This is a genomic window from Acinetobacter sp. CIP 102129 (genome assembly GCF_000368305.1).
Taxonomy (GTDB): domain Bacteria; phylum Pseudomonadota; class Gammaproteobacteria; order Pseudomonadales; family Moraxellaceae; genus Acinetobacter; species Acinetobacter parvus.
This window is the reverse complement of the sequence record NZ_KB849332.1, coordinates 38,457-61,382: the sequence shown is the minus strand read 5'-3', so window position 1 is coordinate 61,382 and position 22,926 is coordinate 38,457. Positions and strand designations below refer to the sequence as shown.

The window sequence follows — 22,926 nt, the reverse complement described above, 5'->3', positions numbered from 1 at the left end:
TTTTTTATTGGGTTGAATTAACCCTGAATTAACCCAGTTAATTCATCTACATAATGTTGCATCGGTTGCGGGTTTTGATCGGCACGGCTTTCAATATTTAAACGCAATAAAGGCTCGGTATTCGATGCGCGGACATTCAAACGCCACGCACCAAAATCAAGACTCACACCATCGGTACGGTCTACTAATGGATTTTGGTCTGCATAATGATCAAAAATCTTTTGTACCGTTGCTTGTGTATCTGCTACTTTAAAATTGATTTCACCGCTACATGGAAATTTGGTAATCATATTCTCAACTAATGTTGAAAGTGATTGACCTGTTTCAGAGAGTAGGGCAATAGTCAGTAACCATGGAATCATGCCACTATCACAGTACGCAAAGTCACGGAAATAGTGATGTGCGCTCATCTCACCGCCGTATACTGCATTGTGTTCACGCATTACATCTTTAATAAAAGCATGCCCAGATTTTGATTGAACCGCGATACCTTGATATTGCTCTACGATATCAAAGGTATTCCAAACTAAACGTGGGTCATGCACAATCTTCTCACCTGATTGTTTGATCAAGAATGCCTGTGCTAATAAGCCAACAATGTAATAGCCTTCGATGAATTGACCTTTTTCATCAAACAAGAAGCAACGGTCAAAATCCCCATCCCATGCAATACCCATATCTGCATTGTGCGCAAGCACAGCCTTACGAGTACTATCACGGTTTTCGATTAAGATTGGGTTCGGAATCCCATTTGGGAAAGTCCCATCCGCTTCATGATGAATTTTAATAAATTCAACAGGAATATTCAGTTGTTGGAATTTCTGTTCAATTGCATCAATGACATGGCCTGCTGCACCATTGCCTGCATTCACTACTAGCTTGAGTGGTTTAATTTTCTGTGGATCAATATAAGTCAGTAGGTGTTCAACAAACTCAGGTAGGATATTATAGTTTTCAGTTGTACCTTTCTGCTCAACTTCGGCAAAAATACCTGATTCCGCCAATGCCTGAATTTCTTTTAAACCCGTATCAGCACTGATTGGACGTGCATTTTCACGTACCAATTTCATGCCATTGTAGTCCATTGGGTTATGGCTGGCGGTGACTTCAATACCACCCTGAACATCTAGATGGAATGCTGCGAAATAAACCTCTTCTGTACCCGTCATGCCTAAATCAAGGACATTCACACCCGCATCATTGAGACCTCGAATGGTGGCTTGTTTTAAACCTTCACTGCTCAGACGGATGTCACACCCAATCACCACTTTTCTAGGTTGATAGATTTGTCCGTATGCACGACCAATTTTATAGGCGATTTCTTCGTTCAGTTCTGTGCCTAATTTTCCGCGAATATCATAGGCTTTAAAGCAAGTCAGTTGAGTCATTTTGAGAAGAGCTGTGTAGTTTATTAATATGTTGCAGTATACAAAGACTGGGCTGGATTGAACAATCGTAGATACAGATTAAATCATTTATCCGAATAGACGTAAAACCTCGGGATTTAGCCCGAGGATATAAGGCTGCAATCCGCTAGTCCCCCTTGTGGGGATTAGCTAGGATTGCTAAAGACATTTGAATCTAGTAATCCATGTGCTATGATAATTACGTTGTATATTTTTAGTCAGCAGACTGATACAACACGAAAAAAACAGTTTTCCCCATTGTAATCCGTGCACTCTTTGCAATCCGAAAGGTAGGACTACATTGGAATAAGAAGCAGAGAACTATAGTATCTGTTTCGTGGCAGGACATTGCCATCTAGCAGTAGGAATCCCCCTCCTTTAGGTGGGGGAGGATGTCAAAAATGATGGATGGGTTAAGCTGATTTAGCTAGCACTTCAGCCATTGCTGTGGCAACTTTATAAATATTATTCATATTTAAACCTGCAACGCAGATGCGACCACTACGTACAAGGTAAATTGCATATTCTTCACGTAAGGTGTCGACTTGCTCGCCCGTTAAGCCTGTGTAGCTGAACATACCTTTTTGATTGACAAGGTAGCTAAAGTCACGGTCAGGAAGTGCTTTCGTCAACTCATCTTTTAAGATGCTACGCATTTTGATAATGCGCTCACGCATCTCTTTGACCTCGCCTTGCCATTGTTGATTCAGATCAGCATCATTGAGCACCTGATCAACCAACCATGCACCCGTTGTTGGTGGGCTAGAGTAGTTGCGGCGTACGGTTGCCTTTAATTGACCGAATGTGCATTGAGCCGCTTCAGCATCGTCACAGACAAAGGTTAGTCCGCCCACACGCTCACCATAAAGTGAGAAGATTTTAGAGAACGAGTTGCTGACGATGAAGTTTAAACCAGCCTGGTCTAAAGCACGAATCGCATAAGCATCTTGTTCCATACCATCGCCAAAGCCTTGGTAAGCGATGTCGAGGAATGGGATTAGGTTACGCTCTTTTAATACCGCAATCACCTGATCCCATTGGGCTGGATTGAGATCCGCACCTGTCGGGTTGTGACAGCAAGGGTGTAATAATACAATGCTTTGATCTGGCAAAGTTTTTAATGTCGATAACATGCCATCAAAATCAACGCCACGTGTTTCAGCATCGAAATATGGATAGTAGTTGCTCTTGATGCCAGCACCGTTGAAAATCGCAACATGGTTATCCCAGGTTGGTTGGCTGACCCAAACTTCTGAATTTGGGAAATAGGTTTTTAAGAAATCTGCACCGACCTTTAATGCACCTGAACCACCCAATGTCTGGATTGTTACAGCACGACCTTGCTGAACTGCTGGACTGTTTGCGCCAAACAACAACGCCTGAATCGCCTCACGGTAAGGCTTAAAGCCTTCCATTGGAAGATAAAGTTTGGTTTTATCATTTTTAGGTGCAATACGTTTTTGCGCTTCGATAATGGTATCAAGCTGAGGAACGATACTGTCTTCGTTATAGTACAAACCAATACTTAGATTAACCTTTTCAGCGCGTGGATCAGCATTAAACTGTTCCATTAAAGAGAGAATTGGGTCGCCTGCATAAGGTGGGATATGTTGAAACATTAACAATGTCCTTTTATTCAACAAGGTGCATGGATGTGTCTTGCGGAGCATGACTCCAGATGCCCAATAATGTACCAATAAAGCGCCTATGAAGCACGCTGTTATTTACATTTCTGGTGCAGTATTTACTTACAAAAATTCGTAGAAAATCGATCGATTATAAGGATTGTCTACAATCAAGCTGTCATACCATGGTCGTAGCCTACGTAATATAAATATTGGGAAAAATGCCTTGAATCAATTGAAATAAAGTACTTAAATTTTAGTAAGAATATGTTTTATATATAATTATTTTATGTATTTAGTGCCTTTTTCAGAACATTCTATTGTGAGGCAATCGAATAGTATTGACTGGGTCAGTCTATTTCATTGTCGACAATCCTATTGCATTTTTTCTTCTATCTCGTTATAAAATCATCAAAACTGTAGAGATTGTCGACAATATGCAAGATACCCTTGTTCCTCAAGCCATCAGCACAAGTCAGAGTATTACCCTGACGGAACATGTATTTAAGCAAATTCAATCAGCAATCGTGTTAGGACAAATTCCTGCGGGCAGCAAAATTTCTGAGCCTGAGTTAGCACGTATTTATGGGATTAGTCGTGGTCCTTTACGTGAGGCGATCCATCGTCTGGAAGGACAGCGATTGGTTGAGCGTACGGCCCATGTCGGTGCACGCGTGGTGTCACTGTCACTACAGCAGTTTCAAGAACTCTATCAGATTCGCGCTTCGCTTGAGGGTTTAGCCTGCAAACTGGCAGCTCAGCATATTGATAAAAAACAAATTTTAGCATTGCGTGATGTGTTGCGGATGCATGCTGAAGATGAAAATTTTAAAGCAGGTAAGGGTTATTACCTACAAGAAGGTCAAGACGATTTCCATTACTGCATTATTAAAAGCAGTGGCAATAAAACCCTCGAAAAAATGTTATGTGATGAGCTGTATCACCTCATCCGTATGTATCGAATTCAATTTTCAAATACCCCTGATCGACCAAGCAAAGCTTGGGATGAGCATATCCGCATTTTAGATGCGATTGCAGAGGGTGATGGTGAGCTTGCCGAAATGCTCATGCATCGTCACATCAATGCATCCTACAAAATTGTTGAGCAAACATTGCTGCAAACCCAAGGAGAACATCAACATGGCTAAATCTGCTGGTCAGTTATTCCGCGACGCGGTCGCAAATGAAAAACCATTACAAGTGGTGGGTGCGATCAATGCCAACCATGCGCTATTGGCAAAACGCGCAGGCTACAAGGCGATCTATTTGTCAGGTGGTGGTGTTGCCGCAGGTTCTTTGGGTTTACCTGACTTGGGGATTAGCAACCTTGATGATGTATTGACCGATGTACGCCGTATTACCGATGTCTGTGATCTACCCTTATTGGTTGATGTGGATACCGGTTTTGGTGCTTCAGCTTTCAATATTGCACGTACCACTAAATCAATGATTAAGTTCGGCGCAGCAGCCATGCACATCGAAGACCAAGTGGGTGCAAAGCGTTGTGGTCACCGTCCGAACAAAGCAATCGTGACCCAACAAGAAATGGTTGATCGTATTAAAGCTGCGGTTGATGCTCGTACCGATGAAAACTTTGTGATCATGGCACGTACTGATGCACTTGCAGTTGAAGGCTTACAAGCAGCAATTGATCGTGCAGGTGCTTACATTGAGGCAGGTGCGGATATGTTATTCCCTGAAGCGATCACTGAACTGGCCATGTACAAGCAATTTGCTGATCTGACCAAAGTTCCAGTATTAGCGAACATTACTGAATTTGGTTCTACACCATTGTTTACGACTGAAGAATTGGCTTCTGCGGATGTGAGCATTGCGTTATATCCACTTTCAGCATTCCGCGCGATGAACAAAGCAGCGGAAAATGTGTATGAGACTCTGCGTAAAGAAGGCACACAGAAGAACGTTGTTGACACCATGCAAACCCGTCAAGAATTGTATGAGCGCATTAACTACCATGCGTTTGAACAGTATCTTGACGGAACTTTTGCAAAGAATAAATAATCTCTGAAATTTACCCCTCCTAACCTCCCCTTAAAAAAAGGGGAGGAACCTCACCAATCAGATCACATTTTGATTTCGTGAAAGTCTCCTCCTTATAAGGGGGAGATTTAGAGGGGGTAAAAGTGCAAACACATAAACACCATAAAAAGGACAATCTTATGAGCAGTAATGAAACACCAGTCGGCTTCAAGCCAAAAAAATCAGTTGCGTTAAGTGGTCAAGTTGCAGGTAACACAGCACTTTGTACAGTGGGTCGTAGTGGTAATGACTTGCACTATCGTGGTTATGACATTCTTGACCTTGCAGTGGGTAGCGAATTTGAAGAAGTTGCGCACTTGCTTGTACATGGCAAACTGCCCAACAAAGCTGAGCTGAAAGCCTATAAAGCAAAACTGAAAGCACTTCGTGGCTTACCCGCAGCATTAAAAACTGCACTTGAGCAACTGCCACCGTCTGCACACCCAATGGACGTGATGCGTACGGGCGTTTCAGTTTTAGGTTGTTTAACGCCTGAACATGAAGATCACAATGAAGCAGGTGCAAAAGACATCGCTGACAAATTGATGGCAAGCTTAGGTTCAATGTTGTTGTATTGGTATCACTTCAGCAACAACGGTCGTCGTATCGAAGTTGAAACCAATGATGATTCAATTGCTGCACATTTCCTCCATTTACTTCATGGCGAAGCGCCATCTGAAGAATGGATTCAAGCCATGCATACCTCTTTGATTCTGTATGCAGAGCATGAATTCAACGCATCAACCTTTACGTCACGTGTTGTTGCAGGTACAGGTTCAGACATGTACTCAGCAATCACGGGTGGTATCGGTGCGTTACGTGGTCCTAAACATGGTGGTGCGAACGAAGTTGCTTTCGTGATTCAACAACGTTATGACAATGCTGACGAAGCAGAAGCAGACATCCGTAGCCGTGTAGAAAAGAAAGAAGTGATCATCGGCTTTGGTCACCCTGTTTATACCATCGCTGATCCACGTAACGAAGTGATCAAGAAAGTGGCGCGTGATCTTGCAGATGCTCAAGAGAACACCAAAATGTACCTTATTGCTGAACGTTTAGAAGCAGTGATGAAAGAAGTGAAGAACATGTTCCCAAACCTCGATTGGTTCAGTGCGGTGAGCTATCACTTGATGGGAGTTCCAACGGCAATGTTCACGCCATTATTCGTAATTGCACGTACCGCAGGTTGGTCAGCACATGTGATTGAACAACGTCAAGATGGCAAGATCATTCGTCCAAGCGCGAACTACACTGGCCCTGAAAACCTAGAATTCAAACCATTGGCGGAGCGTGGTTAATGACAAATCAATACCGTAAACCGCTGCCAAATTATCAAGGCGATACCCAGCTCGAATATTATGACGTGCGCCAAGCCGTTGAAGATATTCAGCCAGGCGCATATGAAACTTTGCCATACACCTCGAAAGTGTTGGCAGAACAGCTTGTGCGTAAAGCCGATGCAGAAAATTTAACTGCCTATTTAACCCAATTGATCGAACGCCGTCAGGACATGGATTTTCCTTGGTATCCTGCGCGCGTGGTGTGTCATGACATCTTAGGTCAAACGGCATTGGTTGACCTTGCGGGCTTGCGTGATGCGATTGCAGATAAAGGCGGTGATCCATCTAAAGTCAATCCAGTGGTTCCAACTCAGTTGATCGTCGATCACTCTTTGGCGGTGGAATTTGGTGGCTTTGATCCTGACGCGTTTGAGAAAAACCGTGCGATTGAAGATCGTCGTAACGAAGATCGTTTCCACTTTATTGAGTGGACGAAGACTGCCTTTAAAAATGTTGACGTGATCCCTGCGGGCAACGGCATCATGCATCAGATCAACTTGGAGAAAATGTCTCCAGTGATTCAAAACCGTGATGGCTTGGCTTTCCCTGATACTTGTGTGGGTACAGATTCACATACGCCACATACGGATGCACTTGGTGTGATCTCTGTGGGTGTAGGTGGTTTAGAAGCTGAAAACGTGATGTTGGGTCGTGCATCGTGGATGCGTCTTCCAGACATTATTGGTGTTGAGCTAGTCGGTCAGCGTCAAGCAGGCATCACAGCGACGGATATCGTATTGGCACTCACTGAATTCTTACGTAAAGAACGCGTAGTTGGTGCATACCTTGAGTTCTTTGGTGAAGGCGCAGACACCATGTCGATTGGTGATCGTGCTACGATTTCGAACATGACACCTGAATACGGTGCAACGGCTGCGATGTTCTACATCGACCAAAACACGATTGATTATTTACGCCTGACAGGTCGTGAAGATGCACAAGTGGCATTGGTTGAGCAATATGCCAAAGAAATCGGTCTTTGGGCATCGGATATGAGCAAAGCGCAGTACCCACGTGTACTTCGTTTCGATCTTTCAACCGTGACTCGTAACATTGCAGGTCCATCAAACCCACATGCACGTGTATCGACTGCTGACTTGAAAGAAAAAGGTATTGCAGGTGTTGTTGAAAACCGTACTGATGGTTTAATGCCTGATGGCGCAATCATCATTGCGGCAATTACTTCTTGTACCAATACTTCAAACCCACGTAACACTGTGGCGGCGGGTCTATTGGCACGTAAAGCCAATGAACTGGGCTTAGTACGTAAGCCTTGGGTGAAATCATCATTTGCACCAGGTTCTAAAGCGGCGGCATTGTATCTTGAAGAAGCTGGCGTACTGAAAGACCTAGAGAAACTTGGTTTTGGTATCGTAGCCTATGCATGTACTACGTGTAATGGTATGTCAGGCGCACTTGATCCAGTGATTCAACAAGAAATCATTGACCGTGATTTGTATGCGACAGCGGTACTTTCGGGTAACCGTAACTTCGATGGTCGTATCCATCCTTATGCAAAACAAGCGTTCTTGGCATCGCCTCCACTTGTTGTCGCGTATGCGATTGCAGGGACAATTCGTTTTGACATCGAAAAAGACTCATTGGGTACAGACAAAGACGGTAATCCAATTTACCTTAAAGACATCTGGCCATCTGATGCTGAAATCGATGCACTGGTAAAAGAAGCTGTGAAGCCTGAACAATTCCGTAAAGTCTACATTCCAATGTTTGACCTCGGTGAAGTTGAGCAAGCGGAAAGCCCACTTTACGACTGGCGTCCTATGAGTACTTATATCCGTCGTCCGCCGTATTGGGAAGGGGCGTTGGCTGCACCACGTACTTTGACCAACATGCGCCCGCTTGCAATTTTGGGTGATAACATCACGACTGACCATTTGTCGCCTTCAAATGCGATCATGATGGATTCGGCTGCGGGTGAATACCTACACAAAATGGGCGTACCTGAAGAAGACTTCAACTCATATGCGACACACCGTGGTGACCATTTGACAGCCCAACGTGCAACATTTGCCAACCCGAAATTGTTTAATGAAATGGTGGTTCGTTCAGACGGCACGATTAAACAAGGTTCAAAAGCGCGTGTAGAGCCTGAAGGCGAAGTGATGCGTATGTGGGAAGCGATTGAAACTTACATGAACCGTAAGCAACCTTTGATCATTGTTGCAGGTGCGGATTATGGTCAAGGTTCAAGCCGTGACTGGGCAGCCAAAGGTGTTCGTCTTGCAGGTGTTGAAGCAATCGTGGCTGAAGGTTTCGAGCGTATTCACCGTACTAACTTGGTGGGTATGGGTGTATTACCGCTTGAGTTTAAAGCAGGCATTAACCGTAAAACTTTGGGTTTAGATGGTACTGAGCTGTATAGCGTAATTGGTAATATTGCACCGCGTTCGACTTTAACTTTGGTGATTGAACGTGCGACAGCAGATGGTAAAGAAGAGATTGTGGAAGTGCCTGTGACTTGTCGTCTTGATACCGAAGAAGAAGTTTCTGTATATGAAGCGGGTGGTGTATTGCAGCGTTTTGCGCAAGACTTTTTAGAAGGTCAAGTGACTTAATTCTTTAGCTGAAAGTTGTTGATATTGTTTGAAAAAAGCCCTATCTTGATGATGGGGTTTTTAGTTTAAGAGAAAAATATGAATTTTGATGAATATGAATTACAAAGATTGTTTGGGCACGAAGCTGCTGAAAGTGAAGATTTAGAAAGACTGAAAGAATATTATTTTAAAAATAAAGTATATAACCAAGTTGTTAATGATTTACCATTAAGAGTTGTTGTTGGACATAAAGGAATCGGTAAATCAGCTTTATTCCAAGTAGCGAGGGATGATGAAACAGCTAATAATAGGTTAACAATAATGATTAAACCTGATGATATTATTGGTATTGGTGAGAATGAAACAGATTTTTTAAAGCTTATTAGAGAATGGAAAGTTGGTATTAATGAAATTATAGCTATGAAAGCATTAACGGGATTTGGTTTATTATACGAAGGGTGGAGAGAAAAGCTTAATAGATTTGGTGGAGCAGCATTAGAGTTTTTAGCATCAACAATTAAAGACGATAAAATTGATCTAAGTCATTCCAAAAAAATGATTTTAAATGATTTTTTAAAAAATAATAAAATTTCTGTATACATGGATGATTTGGATCGGGGGTGGCAAGGAAGAAAACAAGATATTCAAAGAATTTCCGCATTATTAAATGCTATACGAGATATTTCAACTGAGAACAGAGGTATATATTTTAGAATAGGGTTGAGATCAGATGTATATTATTTGGCTAGAACCTCAGATGAATCAACGGATAAAACTGAAGGATCAGTAATTTGGTATTCTTGGACAAATCATGAAATTTTGGTTTTATTAGTAAAAAGAATAGAAAGTTACCTAGGTCATGACACTGATGAGGTCAAACTTATGGCTATGAGTCAATTGGAGTTAATGAATTATTTAAAGCCAGTAATAGAGGAAAGATTTACAGGTCGAGGACATTGGCACGATGTGCCTATGTATCGAGTATTAATGTCGTTGATTCGTAAACGCCCACGGGATTTAGTTAAACTATTAACACTAGCAGGAAAGAAAGCTAGAGAGACAGATTCTACATTAATTACAACATCTCATTTAGAGTCTATTTTTGAAGAATATTCTCAAGGAAGATTACAAGATACAATAAATGAGTATAGATCAGAGTTACCAAATATAGAAAAACTTATTTTGGGGATGCGGCCATCTAAAATGCAAAGACGCACTTCTGAAGGATATGTTTATACAACAGATATGTTGTTGAGAAAAATTAAATCAATAGAAGAACAAGGAAAGTTTAGATGGGCAAATGGTAACATTGTAGATACTAAAGAGTTAGCAGGATTTCTGTATAAGATTAACTTCATTACTGCCCGAAAGAAAACAGCGAATGGTATTGATAGAAAATATTTTGAGGAAAATAGATATTTATCAAATAAGTTTGTAGATTTTGGATATGATTGGGAAGTTCATCCTGCATATAGATGGGCATTACAACCAGAAGACCCGCTAAGTATTTTTAATGAATTAGAACTTAATATAAATTGATTCTCTGAATAAAGTTGGAGTTAGCTATTTTAATGGTTCTTTATGTCAGCAAGGTCAATAAACAATCAAAACTATCACGCTATAGTATATGAACCATTTCTAAAATCTATGGAGAACAAAGATGGTTACTGCTGGCGAAAGACCTGGAACTGGCTTCTATTTTTGTGTTCAATGCGGACATCGCACCTATTTAGAAATTGGTACTGATCGTCTACCTCCGTGTACCAAATGCCTTGGCAATCAATTCAACAGTAAGAATGCCTAAGCCGCAAACACCAAACAGTTACCCACTGTTTTGATGAAAGCCCTGTCACTCGATAGGGCTTTTTTGTTACTGTAAAGTATGAAATAACAAGATAGCGATATCTGACAAAAATAAGGAAAACCCAGATGGAAACAATTTTAGGACTTTGTATCGGCGTAGGATTAAGCGCAGCCTGTGGTTTTCGTGTCTTTGTGCCTTTATTGGTAATGAGCATTGCAACCCTGATGGGGTGGTATGAACCTGCCAAAGGCTTTGAATGGTTAGCGATCCCTGCCGTATGCGCTGCACTTGGATTTGCAACCATCTGTGAAATCGCAGCTTATTATGTGCCGTGGGTCGATAATCTCTTGGATACCATTGCCACGCCTGCTGCTGTAGTGGCAGGCACACTCAGTACGATGGCAGTCAGTAGTGGAGAAATGTCACAATTTGCGACGTGGGCAGCCGCATTGATCGTGGGTGGCGGAACAGCAGGCGTGGTGCAAATGAGCACGGTAGCTGCACGTGGGGTTTCAACAGCAACCACTGGTGGCCTCGGTAATTTTGTAGTGGCAACAGGTGAGTTGATTGGCTCAATTGTCTTGTCGATTTTGGCATTTGTGATGCCAGTCGTGATTACGGTGTTGGTGATTGTTTTAGTGATTGTGGTCGCACGTTGGATACAGAAAAAAAGACAAAATAATGCTGATCAGTCAGCTTACTAAAAACAAGGATAGAATATGGACATGATTTAGTTTAAAAAACATCATAAGTCAAACATATTTTTAGGAATCACTATAATCAATGGATATATTGACCATCGAAAAAGAGTTTAAAACAGAGTAAATTACCATCACTTTTTGATTTTGCGTTTCAATCTATGGCAATCACCTGGATTCTATTCACTCTCATGGCCGCTTTTATGCAGGCGTGGCGTAATGCATTTCAAAAACAACTCAGTACCACCGTTGATGTCTATGGAACGACATTGGCTCGATTTTTATTTTCCCCCATCTTTGCCTTTAGCTATCTGGCATTTCTCTATCTGCACCAACCTGTCACAGCGCAGGTTCATTTCTCCCATAAATTCTGGGTCTATGTGGTGATTGCGGGCATTAGCCAGATTTATGCCACAGCATTAATGGTCAAATTATTCCAGCAGAAGAACTATGCCATTGGTGTCGGGCTGGCCAAAAGTGAAGCCATTTTGGCGGCTTTGGTCGGTGTTTTATTCCTACAGGAACATTTGACTGCATGGGGTTGGGTGGGTGTATTGATTGGTGCAGTGGCAGTCTTTCTACTGAGTAAAGGTCGTCAACACACTGAATTATCATTTAAAACCTTAATGATTGGTTTGGGAAGTGGATTATGCTTTGCCATCACTTCATTACTGGTCCGCGAAGCCAGTCTGGAACTGAGCATGTTGCCGTTCCTGCATCGTGCAGGATGGGTACTTTGCAGCCTGATCAGCTTTCAGTGTATTGTACTTTTACTCTACCTAGGGATTTTTAGCCGAACAACACTTTATAAAATGTGGCAGCGTCTTGGCCTAACCCTGCGCGTGAGCATCTGTAGTTTTCTCGCCTCAGTCGGTTGGTTTAGTGCCATGAGTATGCAAACGGTGGCAATTGTCAAAACCCTGGGGCAGGTCGAAATATTATTTAGCCTACTGATCTCAGCATTTTTCTTTAAAGAGAAGCTTGCCAAAACCGATCATTTGGGTTTGTGGCTGGTGATTGTGGCCGCAATTATGGTGATTTGGGCTTAAATCTGTTTTTTAAGTGAAAAAATACACAGATAAAACAGGATATATCGGAAGATAATAGGTAAATCTATGCTTTATTTGGAAAATAATTCCAATTATAAAACTGGATATGCAAAATTATTTCATGACTGGCTAAAAATAGTAATTTTTAGGAAAACAATCCCACAGTAATCTGCCTAAACTATGTCTCAAGGGTTGAGGAACGATTAAAGTTCCGTAAGGGGATCGAAAAGAGTAGCATGCACCGAAGCTTATAAAGCAAGTGTGTACTTATCCAAAAGGTCTCGATTCGGCTTAGGACGCTATAGATCAAAAGTTTATAGGCAGAGGTTATAACTTACAAAGTTATAGGTGTTGAAGTAAATAACATGTTTTCCCTTGATACCCTGAAAAATTTAATGAAATAGAATATGACCAATCAGACTTAAATAATAAAAACCACATCAATAAAATCTAATATAAATGTGAGGTTCATCGATAAAGCTTTACTATTTTGAATAGAAGTCGATATTTTTATATTAAAAAACAAAATGATATAATTGAAACAATAGGTAAAACCAAAAAATGATCACAGGAAATAGGTCAGAACAATAATGAATGAGTTTGAGCTTAAAATACGCTATCCACATCATATCAACCGAAATGAAATCGATCATTTGGGTACATTTGATTTAGCGACTATTTTAACGAAATTTGACGAAATGGCATGGCGTCAGCAACTTATTCGTCAACTACAGCTCAATGGATCAGATACCAGCTTTATTGTCACTGATGGCTATTCGGGACAAACGCTCTCGATTACGCTGGATGCCTTTGCCAAGTCGCAACAGCTTGAATTTAAGCTAGAGAGTGACATTCCCGTAATCATTCCCAAAAAAGATGTATTTGGACTGGTAACACGCAAAACCAAGGATATGGTTTCATTCAGGCAACTGAGTCTGGCACGGGCAAAAGACTACCTGATTGCTTTTCTTAATCGTGAAATTGCGACACTAGAAGAGATGTATAAAGAGAATTTAGCCAAGAGCAATAAAAATTCGTAATTGGTCTTAAACAATCAGCTTAAGGACTCTTGCTAAACCCCTTGGCAGAACTATAATCGTTGCCAATTTGCGTTTATCCAGGCTGTCTGTTGCCCATGCCCTTAAATAACGACTTTATCTATACGCCACCGCAGGAACCGCTTGAAATCATTTATGAAGATGAAGATCTGGTGGTGGTCAATAAGCCTGCTGGATTATTATCGGTAATGGGACGCTTGCCTGAACATCAGGACAGTGCCTATTTGCGGATTTTGGAAAAATTTCCAACAGCTAAAGTCACTCATCGGCTAGATATGGCCACCTCTGGCTTATTGATGTTTGCTAAACACCGCGATGCTGAAGTTGCGGTCAGCAAGATGTTTCAGGCACGTACAATAAAAAAATACTATATTGCGTTGATACAAGGAAAAATTCAGGCTGAGGGAAGTGTTGAAGTTCCCTTGATCACTGACTGGGAAAATCGTCCACGTCAAATGGTGCATTTTGAACTCGGCAAACAGGCCAAGACTATATTTCAGTTGATGAAATATGATGCGGAAACAGATCAAAGTCGAGTCCGTTTGGAACCTGTTACAGGACGGTCACATCAACTCCGCGTCCATATGATGCATATTGGTCATCCGATTATGGGAGATAAACTCTATCATCCTGATTCAGCCAGGTTTCATTTAAAACGCATGGCTTTACATGCGGCATATTTGGCATTCCAGCATCCCTTGAAAATGCATGATATTGAACTATATTCAGATGTTGAATTCTAAGAATATGAATATAAAAGAAATATATTCGATCCCGCAAGTAAAATGGATGGCATTAGAAAAACCACAACAAGACCAGCTAAAGCTAATTTTACTGGAGGCAGATCCAAATTGGGAACAGGTCTCTACTTAACGTGAATTCGGGATAAGGAAGTTGTAAAAGGACAGGCATTTAAATCAAAATTTAATCATGACAAAAAAACAATGATCTCAAAATGCCTATCGACACACAGCTTACAACACTTTTCTGCCTAATTGATGGTTTCTGCACTGATATTTCAGAGCAGGTTGAGCAATACATGCTCACTTGTGGCAAGATTAAACGTGTGCGTCAAAGTCAAATTTGTGCATCTGATGTGATTACATTACTCTATGCCTGAGGTCATGAGAAGAATGAAATAGAATGTTTGGAGAATAGCAGAATGTACCAAGCTAGTTTAGAGCATTGTGACCTCTTGTTGTCGTCCAATGCGTTGCCAGGGCAAACCCTGGATCACTGCCTGTAACTGTTCTGGGCTGAGAGCTACGGTTTCACCCTGGTGAACTTTAGCCCAGTGAAATTTGCCCTGTTCCAGCCGTCGGGCACATAGCCACATGCCCAGTCCATCATGTACCAGCACTTTCATACGATGGCCACGTTTATTACAGAATAGGTAGGCACAATGCGGTTTGATGTAGCCAAAGGCTCTCAGCACCTGAGCCATGGCCGTATCCATACGTTTAAATTCAACACTGTATATTCTTCGTTTTTCGCAAGAGATGCGATGGATGTCTGGTTATTTGTAGTCATAAATTTAAGTCCCCACTTGTTTTTAAGTGGGGACTAAATTAAGGCTTATAGGACGAATTCATAAGGTGTGTTCAGCGGACGCTTACTGAGCATGCGCAACCTTTTCAATGCTGATCACCTCAACATCGGTTGGTTTATAGCGATGTGTATCTACCAAGTGAGGGGTAACAGTGCGGCAGGCACGCCCATTGATTCCATATATTGAGCGGTTGCGACATAACCTTAACCTGTTAACTTGCCCCAACCTGTAATGACAAAAATATAGGCCATAAGGATACGGGCAATCAGCGTCACAATATTCTCAACGCTTGGCAGCGTGACGATATTTTTTACAACGGCATTCGGATTAAACATGATCAGCTCTACACTGTAAAGTTACCAATAATTTTGCTTTTTATACTGACTTTCCCTAAAGGCACTGCTAGGATTTAGCTCAAATTTATTGTATTTACATTTTATGGAACTCATTGATTTTATTCTGCACGTTGACGAACATCTTTTAGAGTTCATTACCAATTATGGCATATGGATTTATGCCATTCTATTTTTAATCATCTTTGTTGAAACTGGTTTGGTGGTGATGCCATTTTTACCAGGCGACAGCCTGCTGTTCGCTGCGGGTGCGCTGGCTGCGTCAACGGGTGCCATGGACCCATGGGCACTCGGTATTTTGCTGTTTATCGCAGCGGTATTGGGTGATACCGTCAATTACCATATTGGTCGCCACATTGGCCCGCGCGTATTTGAAATCAACTCACGTTTTATCAATCAGCAGCACTTGATCAACACCCAGCTGTTTTTTCAGCGTCATGGGGGAAAAACCATTATCTTTGCTCGTTTTGTGCCGTTTGCACGTACCTTTGCGCCTTTTGTTGCGGGTGCAGGCAGCATGAATTATAAGTTTTTCCTGACCTATAATGTGGTTGGCGCTTTCTGTTGGGTTGCCTCTTTCATTACCCTCGGCTATTTATTCGGAAATATGCCAATTGTGAAAGACAACTTCACCCACCTCATTTTTGGCATCATCATTATCAGTATCCTGCCAGGTGTGATTGGTTTTATTCGCCAGAAACTGGATAACCGTAAAGCACAATAATTCAATGTCTGCCTAGAAGAAACGAAAGATCATTGGCAACATACACATCAGCAGCAGCATAGCCGATCCTTTATATAAATGGTCGGCCTTGATTCCAACCAGGCTACCTGCCAGTAAGGCACGGCCAAACACCATCCAGAAGATTGAAACAGGGATCAGCACCACACTGAATACCGCAAACACCAGAACTGTATTCTCTACCGAGTCCCATGTTTCACTGGGAAAAATCCCTGCCGCCAGCAGCAAGGTTTTAGGGTTTCGCAAGGCCGAGACAAACAACTCTGGCGTTCGGATATGTGGGTGATGCTGGTCATGTTTTTGCAGGTGTGAACTTTTCCATAAATGAAAGGCCAGCCATAACACATAAGCCACACTGGCAACATGCAGAATGTGGGTGAGTGCTGGCCAGATGGGATGGAACAGATGGATAAAGAGTGCCCACAACACGATGCTATAGACATAGCCCAACCATTCCATAGGAATAAACGGCAGGGTTTTCAACACACCTTGTTGATGGGTTGAACTGGCGAGCAAAGCATTGGTCGGCCCAGGAATCAATAACACCGCGATCATCGCAAAAACAAAAAACCAACTCTCAATCATAGACATACCGAATAACCCTACACGCCCGCCACCTTAAACGAATTTGGGACAAGAACACAAATTTTAGGATGTTGTCTGAGAGGAAAAATAAGCAGGATCAGTGGTTTAAAATTTACAATATATTGATTCTATTGATTATTTATTGAAACATTTTGCTAAAATTTAGTTATATGTCACCGTGGCAAACCACGGTGACAGAAGATCAACACTTATGATTTTGGACGTTGCTTCACAATAATTGGACAACCCTTGAACCGTGCCGCCTGCACAATGGCATCCTGCTGTCCAAGCACATTGGCAAGCTCGGTATTCTTGGTGTTCATCGACTGCCCCATATTAACCGAGATGGATGGACCAAAACCCCATCCGCCTTTGCCCCAGCCACCACCAAGTCCAACACCCACGCCCACACCTGTACGTTTTGGTGTCTGCACGCCATTATCAATATACTGCTGGATACGGTTGTACTCTGCCTGCAACTGCTGGCAATTGAGCGACTGGTACTGAGTGGGTGACACGTAGGCTGGTTTAACCGTCGATGCACAGGCACCCAACAACATACTCGCTGCCAACACAGGCATCCAATATAAGCGTTTCATAAGATTCTCTTATTTCTTTGACTCAATCTCATTGAACAGCGTGACATAAGCGACGGTCAATTTATGTTCAGATGCCAAATGAATCAAGGGTAAATTCTTCTGATGTGATTCTTTCATCAATACTGACGGCGGCAACATGCTTTCCAGCACAGGCAAACCTTCATCTTTTAATTGCTGAACCACTTCACGGGGAAGTTTTGCCTGAGACTGGAACTGATTGACCACAATCCCTTCAATCTCCAAGCGATTATTATGATCATCTTGGGTTTCGATCACATTTTCAATCAAAGTTTGTAACGCACGCTTTGAGAACACATCGCAGTCAAATGGAATCAGCACACGGTCTGCTGAAATTAATGCTGATAAGGTAAAAAAGTTAAATGCTGGCGGTGTATCAATAAAGATACGGTCATAGCGGGCGCTGAGCGCCTGAATTGAGTCACGTAATTTATAAATTTTGTGCTTGCTTTCTAATGCATGCTCCAAAGCACCAAGACTTGGGCTTGCAGGAATCACATCTAAGTTTTCAAAAGAGGTTCGATGAACGTAACTTTCTAAACCCTTACCACGTGGTGCTTTCAAAATTGAACCAATTGCGTTACCAATCAAGCCCTTTTGCTGCGTGCTTCCCAAAATATCTTCAAAGAAATTTTCAATGTTTGGCTCTAATGCTGCTTTATCAGCAGAATAGGTGGCATCTTCACCCAAAAGGTACTGGCTTGAATTTGCTTGTGGATCAAGATCAATCACCAAAGTTCTTAAACCTTGCTTAGCACTAATTGCAGCTAAGTTGACTGTAATACTTGATTTCCCTACACCACCTTTTTGGTTAAATACCACACGAGTTAACATGATTTCCCTCTACAAGATTTTTGTAAACTGCACGCAGTTTAACCTAGTGCAAAAACAATTACTAAAACAATGTCAAACAATTACGCAAAAATTGGTTTAATGATGACCAGCCCCAGAATCCCCACCAGCGCCACCGTACCGATCAATAAACCAGCACGCCGCTGCACCAACAAGATACTGTCATCTTTGTTGTAGGTTTTGATCAGGGAAGACCACAACACAAAAAATAGAATGATCTTGGCATAAAACCATGGCTGTACATCAAAGTTATTCATAAACAGTAGAACCGCACCCGTCACAATAATTAGGGTGAGGGATAGATGCTGTAATGCCACAAAGCCTTTACGTGCATGGTGGTTCGGCTGCTGGTCCCTGACACCCATATATAGGGTTGCCGCACGGGTAAAAAACACCAGAATCAATAGACTTACAGCCGACATATGAACAATTTTAGTGAGTAAATGTGCGTCCATGATTGATCCTTAGTTTTTTGGTGCATGAGCACATTCAGGGCTTGCAGGTGCCTGCCCCTGCCATTCCGTTGGAATATAGGCGTGAATTGCCAGTGCGTGAATCTGCCCAGGACTCATCAACCCTGCCGCAACGGCATAGATCTTTTGATGGCGCTGTACCAGACGCAGCCCCTGAAACTCCTCACTTACCACAATCACCTTAAAGTGGGATTCCTTGCCTGGGAAATATCCGCCATGCCCTGCCGACTCATTGATCACATCAAGATGGATGGGTGCCAAGGTTTGTAAACGTTTAATCAACTGTTGTTCTAAATTCATCGGTCACTCTGTCAGGTCAGATTGAGATAGCTGCCAAGTATACATGACTGAAAGTGGTGGGTCTGTTGAGATTTCACAGCGACTTCGATGTCTGAATTATCCAATCCTGAGCAAAAGTGCGTTTTTCTTGGTTTTTAGGCTGAAAATGCTTTTATTTTATGCAATTAAGCAATTTCTTTGCATAAAGTTATTGACCGTTGTTTTGCTTAATGTATTATAGCTGGCACGCGGGAATAGCTCAGTTGGTAGAGCATAACCTTGCCAAGGTTGGGGTCGCGAGTTCGAGTCTCGTTTCCCGCTCCAGATTTAAAAGGTCCTAGTCGAAAGATTAGGGCCTTTTTTTGTTATTGATTTTACTATATTTTTTGAAAGCTCTTCTTCTTTCGCTATTCGATTCAATTAAAAATGGGGGTATTACCAATGGACTGGATCCGTATGCCTATTTAAGTAATGTGCTGAAAAGGTTGCCGACGCATAAAGTGACCCAGATTGAAGAATTGCTACCACACCGCTGGAAATCCGACCAAAATTAAAAGTAGGCATGGGGTTCAGCGGGCGCTTACGATGCTCATTAACTTTTTAATCATAAAAAACAGGGAGTCAATTGCTCCCTATTTTTAATTGTACGGATTTTAGATTTACAACATAAAGTGGATCTGCATTTCCCCAACAAGGAAACCCAGCACCGCGCCCACAATGATCAACGACCATTCATCTTCTTTAAATGCAGGGCGGAGCATCCCTTCGAATTCTTCAGGGCTTAACCGCTGCATTCTTTCGACCAACGTATTGCGGACATTCATCGCATCTTCGGCATAAGACTCTACATAACGCATGGTTTCTGGCAGTTGCTGTAAAATACGTTCAGCCACTTCGCTCTTAAGGTTTTGATATTTTTCACCGCCAATCGCATACACCACCAGTGGACGAACAATACCTGCTTGTAGATCAATTTCTTGTTTCACATGGCGACTGACGAGTTCGATTACTTTATCTGAATTGGTTCCAGAAAAAAGCTCTTCCATCATATTACGGGATGTGAGTAATTGTTTAGAAATGAGCGCTGCATAGTCTGCCGCGACTTCATTTTGACGCTTGATGAACAAACCTTGCCATGTGTAGCCCAAAATCTTCTTTGGGTACAATGGTCTAAACATCATTTGTAAAGCCATCCAGTCACTAAAAAAGCCGACAAAGCCACCAAACATTGGCAGCATCCAAGGATATTTTCCTTGAGTGACCACCCAACACACCATTTGCACTACACCAATAGCGAAACCAAAAATAAAGCCGACATTACTAAAGAATTTAAATTCTTGTTTGCCGACTTTTTTGAAAATTTCGTTGAGAAGACGCTTATCTTTGAGGAGATTGCTAATCACCATGTGTTTGATGTCAAAGTATTTGATCACATCTTTTTGCACTTCGCCCATGATATGTTCAACAATCTCAGGGGCTTTGGCCTGAACCCGTTTAATCAATTTTTGACGGGCAAACTCTGGCATGCCTTCCCATAAACCAGGCTGATATTGCTGTGCAACTTCGCGAGTAATATCCTCAGCAGAGGCCATTAACGGCTTTTCAATTTCCTGGGCGATACGCTTGGGATCAAGTCTGGCAAAAATTTCCTGTGGTTGAATCAACTTTGAGGTCATCAACTCAACAGCAATGGTTGCCATCTTCTCAGCCTTGCGGGGAACAATCCCTTGCCATCCAATTGGAAGACCAAATAACCTTAATCCCTTAAATTCAAGTGGTGCAAACATCATTTGAATTGCAATCACTTTGGTCACATAGCCAATAAAACCACTGATAAACGGGATTGAAATATATAACCAGAAATTCTGTTGAAAATCTGCAATCATTTCTTGAAACATTATTGTATTGGTCCTTCAAGTCCTAATTGTTGCCCGTGAATGGGCAAGCCATGGATGATAGTGAAATATTTTAGGACATTGGCGATGCACCAATTTCCCTTATAGGCTTTTTAATTTTCCTTTGCTCAAGGACATCGCCATCCCATAAAAAGGAAACGATGTAGTCGATTGAATACCTTTCCATGGTAACGCATCTCTAACTCAACATCTTAGCACCAATTTTTGCTTTGTGTTGAGCAGAATGGGCAAGAATTGTTGATTTAACTCTCTTTTATCGACATGTTTGGCTGAGATTTTGGTTTAAATATTAGGCCTGATCGACAACCACAGTTAAAAAATAAGATAGATGATGAATTGCGGTGCGTCAAAGCGTGAAAAATGCTAGAATATGGCGCTTAATTCATTTGCCTTTAATGATTCGCCATGACGACCAATACTCAAATTACTGAAGATCGTATCCTGATTCTGGATTTCGGCTCTCAATATAGCCAGCTCATTGCACGTCGCGTACGTGAAGCGGGTGTTTATTCTGAAATGTATGCTTTCGATATGTCTGAAGAAGACATTCGTGCGTTTAATCCGAACGGGATTATTTTGTCAGGTGGTCCTGAGAGCGTACATGAAGAAGGTAGTCCACGTGCGCCACAAGTTGTATTTGAACTTGGTGTACCAGTATTGGGTATTTGCTATGGCTTACAAACCATGTCTGAACAGCTTGGTGGTAAAGTAGAACCAGGTACAGTTCACGAATTTGGTTATGCTGCTGTTGATGTGTTGGTACGTGATCAATTATTGGGTGATCTCAATGATGGTGACGATAAGCTTAATGTTTGGATGAGTCATGGCGATAAAGTCAGTGTGATTCCAGAAGGTTTCTCTGTTACTGCAAGCACACCAAGCTGTCCATTTGCCGCGGTAAGTGATGAAGCACGTCGTTTCTATGGTGTTCAATTCCACCCTGAAGTGACCCATACAGCGAAAGGTGCAGAGTTATTGTCGAACTTTGTGCATGGGATTTGTGGATGCCGTAATCTCTGGAATTCTGAAAACATTATTGACTTGCGTGTTGAACAATTACGTGAGCAAATTGGTGATCAAAAAGTTCTGTTGGGTCTTTCTGGTGGTGTGGATTCTTCGGTTGTTGCTGCATTGCTTCATAAAGCAATTGGCGATCAATTGACATGTGTATTTGTAGACAATGGCTTACTTCGTTTAAACGAAGGTGAACAAGTAATGGACATGTTTGCGAAAAACATGGGTATCCGTGTGATTCGTGCTGATGCTGAACAGCGTTTCTTAACGGCCTTAGCGGGTGAAGTTGATCCTGAGAAAAAACGTAAAATTATTGGTCGTGAATTCATCGAAGTTTTTGCTGAAGAAGCACGTAAACTTGATGGCGTAAACTTCCTTGCACAAGGTACGATTTACCCAGACGTGATCGAATCTGCTGCCACTAAAAATGGTAAAGCACATGTGATTAAATCACACCACAATGTGGGCGGTTTACCTGATGATTTAGCTTTTGAATTGGTTGAGCCGATTCGTGATTTGTTTAAAGATGAAGTACGCCGTTTAGGTACAACTTTAGGTTTACCACATGAAATGCTTTATCGTCATCCATTCCCAGGTCCAGGTTTGGGCGTGCGTATTTTGGGTGAAGTGAAAAAAGAATATGCTGATATTCTTCGTCTTGCTGATGACATCTTTATGCAAGAGCTTCGTGCAAGCGGTTGGTATGATAAAACTGCGCAAGCATTTGCAGTATTCCAACCTGTAAAATCAGTGGGTGTTGTTGGTGATGGTCGCCGTTATGCATGGGTGATTGCACTTCGTGCAGTGGAAACGGTTGACTTTATGACAGCACGTTTTGCACATCTTCCTTATGAACTTGTCGATAAAATCTCAACTCGTATCATGAATGAGATTAAAGATGTTTCACGCGTCGTCTACGACGTGTCATCTAAGCCACCAGCAACGATTGAGTGGGAATAAGATGAAGGGCA

The 22,926-nt window shown here is 42.0% G+C and carries 21 protein-coding genes, 1 tRNA gene and 3 pseudogenes; 15 read left to right on the top strand and 10 right to left on the bottom strand.

Annotation, left to right across the window (positions count from 1 at the left end):
• Positions 1–17 precede the first annotated feature (17 nt).
• Both F973_RS00315 and F973_RS00310 read right to left on the bottom strand, forming a co-directional pair.
• The gene (locus F973_RS00315) at positions 18–1,388 is read right to left on the bottom strand and encodes a phosphohexomutase domain-containing protein (RefSeq protein ID WP_004758601.1); all 1,371 of its coding nucleotides are present in this window, start codon (positions 1,386–1,388) and stop codon (positions 18–20) included.
• A gap of 431 nt (positions 1,389–1,819) precedes the next feature.
• Positions 1,820–3,025 (bottom strand): amino acid aminotransferase, encoded by a 1,206-nt coding sequence (locus F973_RS00310; RefSeq protein WP_004675301.1) that lies wholly within the window; start codon positions 3,023–3,025, stop codon positions 1,820–1,822.
• A gap of 443 nt (positions 3,026–3,468) precedes the next feature.
• On the opposite strand from F973_RS00310, the gene F973_RS00305 reads away from it, so the two are divergent.
• The 11 genes and pseudogenes from F973_RS00305 to F973_RS14210 all read left to right on the top strand — a co-directional run.
• Positions 3,469–4,179 (top strand): GntR family transcriptional regulator, encoded by a 711-nt coding sequence (locus F973_RS00305; protein WP_004665303.1) that lies wholly within the window; start codon positions 3,469–3,471, stop codon positions 4,177–4,179.
• Positions 4,172–5,053, top strand: a complete 882-nt coding sequence (gene prpB / locus F973_RS00300; RefSeq protein WP_004665301.1) for a methylisocitrate lyase — start codon at positions 4,172–4,174, stop codon at positions 5,051–5,053. Before F973_RS00305 ends, prpB begins: the two co-directional genes overlap by 8 nt.
• A 158-nt stretch (positions 5,054–5,211) precedes the next feature.
• Positions 5,212–6,369 (top strand): bifunctional 2-methylcitrate synthase/citrate synthase, encoded by a 1,158-nt coding sequence (prpC, locus tag F973_RS00295; RefSeq protein WP_004675296.1) that lies wholly within the window; start codon positions 5,212–5,214, stop codon positions 6,367–6,369.
• Positions 6,369–8,987 carry a Fe/S-dependent 2-methylisocitrate dehydratase AcnD gene (gene acnD, locus F973_RS00290; RefSeq protein WP_004758600.1) on the top strand — a complete coding sequence of 873 codons (2,619 nt, stop codon included), beginning with the start codon at positions 6,369–6,371 and terminating at the stop codon, positions 8,985–8,987. The genes prpC and acnD overlap by 1 nt, the downstream gene beginning before the upstream one ends.
• 78 nt (positions 8,988–9,065) lie before the next feature.
• On the top strand, positions 9,066–10,505 hold the full coding sequence (locus F973_RS00285; protein ID WP_004758598.1) for a P-loop ATPase, Sll1717 family: 1,440 nt from the start codon (positions 9,066–9,068) through the stop codon (positions 10,503–10,505).
• Between the two features lie 121 nt (positions 10,506–10,626).
• Positions 10,627–10,770 carry a zinc ribbon-containing protein gene (locus tag F973_RS14215; protein WP_004665293.1) on the top strand — a complete coding sequence of 48 codons (144 nt, stop codon included), beginning with the start codon at positions 10,627–10,629 and terminating at the stop codon, positions 10,768–10,770.
• Between the two features lie 125 nt (positions 10,771–10,895).
• Positions 10,896–11,474, top strand: coding sequence for a DUF4126 domain-containing protein (locus F973_RS00280; protein WP_004758596.1), 579 nt, complete (start codon positions 10,896–10,898; stop codon positions 11,472–11,474).
• Between the two features lie 155 nt (positions 11,475–11,629).
• Positions 11,630–12,517 (top strand): DMT family transporter, encoded by an 888-nt coding sequence (locus tag F973_RS00275; RefSeq protein ID WP_004758595.1) that lies wholly within the window; start codon positions 11,630–11,632, stop codon positions 12,515–12,517.
• Positions 12,518–13,107: 590 nt separating this feature from the next.
• The gene (locus F973_RS00270; RefSeq protein ID WP_004758594.1) at positions 13,108–13,557 is read left to right on the top strand and encodes a hypothetical protein; all 450 of its coding nucleotides are present in this window, start codon (positions 13,108–13,110) and stop codon (positions 13,555–13,557) included.
• A gap of 95 nt (positions 13,558–13,652) precedes the next feature.
• Positions 13,653–14,318, top strand: a complete 666-nt coding sequence (locus F973_RS00265; protein WP_004758593.1) for a pseudouridine synthase — start codon at positions 13,653–13,655, stop codon at positions 14,316–14,318.
• A gap of 212 nt (positions 14,319–14,530) precedes the next feature.
• Positions 14,531–14,686 (top strand): annotated as a pseudogene (locus tag F973_RS14210) (IS982 family transposase); the annotation flags it as partial.
• A gap of 66 nt (positions 14,687–14,752) precedes the next feature.
• Here F973_RS14210 and tnpB read toward each other — a convergent pair.
• Entirely contained in the window at positions 14,753–15,019 is a 267-nt protein-coding gene (tnpB, locus tag F973_RS00260; protein ID WP_004756707.1) for an IS66 family insertion sequence element accessory protein TnpB, read from the bottom strand.
• Between the two features lie 245 nt (positions 15,020–15,264).
• A pseudogene (locus tag F973_RS15375) lies at positions 15,265–15,459 on the bottom strand (DoxX family protein); the annotation flags it as partial.
• Positions 15,460–15,562: 103 nt separating this feature from the next.
• On the opposite strand from F973_RS15375, the gene F973_RS00255 reads away from it, so the two are divergent.
• Positions 15,563–16,201: a DedA family protein gene (locus F973_RS00255; protein WP_004675267.1), complete on the top strand. Its 639-nt coding sequence runs from the start codon at positions 15,563–15,565 to the stop codon at positions 16,199–16,201.
• Between the two features lie 12 nt (positions 16,202–16,213).
• Here the strand turns inward: F973_RS00255 and F973_RS00250 are convergent, their stop codons facing one another.
• The 5 genes from F973_RS00250 to F973_RS00230 all read right to left on the bottom strand — a co-directional run bounded on the left by F973_RS00250 (position 16,214) and on the right by F973_RS00230 (position 19,046).
• Entirely contained in the window at positions 16,214–16,804 is a 591-nt protein-coding gene (locus tag F973_RS00250; RefSeq protein WP_034432032.1) for a LysE family translocator, read from the bottom strand.
• Positions 16,805–17,013: 209 nt separating this feature from the next.
• A complete protein-coding gene (locus F973_RS00245; RefSeq protein ID WP_004680087.1) occupies positions 17,014–17,403 on the bottom strand; it encodes a hypothetical protein in 390 nt (129 codons plus the stop codon).
• A gap of 9 nt (positions 17,404–17,412) precedes the next feature.
• Entirely contained in the window at positions 17,413–18,255 is an 843-nt protein-coding gene (locus tag F973_RS00240) for a ParA family protein (protein WP_004680085.1), read from the bottom strand.
• Between the two features lie 80 nt (positions 18,256–18,335).
• A complete protein-coding gene (locus F973_RS00235) occupies positions 18,336–18,728 on the bottom strand; it encodes a SirB2 family protein (protein ID WP_004758591.1) in 393 nt (130 codons plus the stop codon).
• 9 nt (positions 18,729–18,737) lie between these two features.
• A complete protein-coding gene (locus tag F973_RS00230; RefSeq protein WP_004758590.1) occupies positions 18,738–19,046 on the bottom strand; it encodes a BolA family protein in 309 nt (102 codons plus the stop codon).
• A gap of 227 nt (positions 19,047–19,273) precedes the next feature.
• Between F973_RS00230 and F973_RS00225 the strand changes: the two genes are divergently transcribed.
• Both F973_RS00225 and F973_RS14205 read left to right on the top strand, forming a co-directional pair.
• Positions 19,274–19,349 (top strand) — tRNA-Gly (locus F973_RS00225).
• A gap of 113 nt (positions 19,350–19,462) precedes the next feature.
• Positions 19,463–19,579, top strand: a pseudogene (locus F973_RS14205) (transposase domain-containing protein); the annotation flags it as partial.
• 105 nt (positions 19,580–19,684) lie between these two features.
• On the opposite strand, the gene F973_RS00220 reads toward F973_RS14205, so the two are convergent.
• Positions 19,685–20,911, bottom strand: coding sequence for a DUF445 domain-containing protein (locus tag F973_RS00220; RefSeq protein ID WP_171062281.1), 1,227 nt, complete (start codon positions 20,909–20,911; stop codon positions 19,685–19,687).
• 435 nt (positions 20,912–21,346) lie between these two features.
• On the opposite strand from F973_RS00220, the gene guaA reads away from it, so the two are divergent.
• Positions 21,347–22,915 carry a glutamine-hydrolyzing GMP synthase gene (gene guaA, locus F973_RS00215; protein ID WP_004674096.1) on the top strand — a complete coding sequence of 523 codons (1,569 nt, stop codon included), beginning with the start codon at positions 21,347–21,349 and terminating at the stop codon, positions 22,913–22,915.
• The last annotated feature ends 11 nt before the right edge of the window (positions 22,916–22,926 follow it).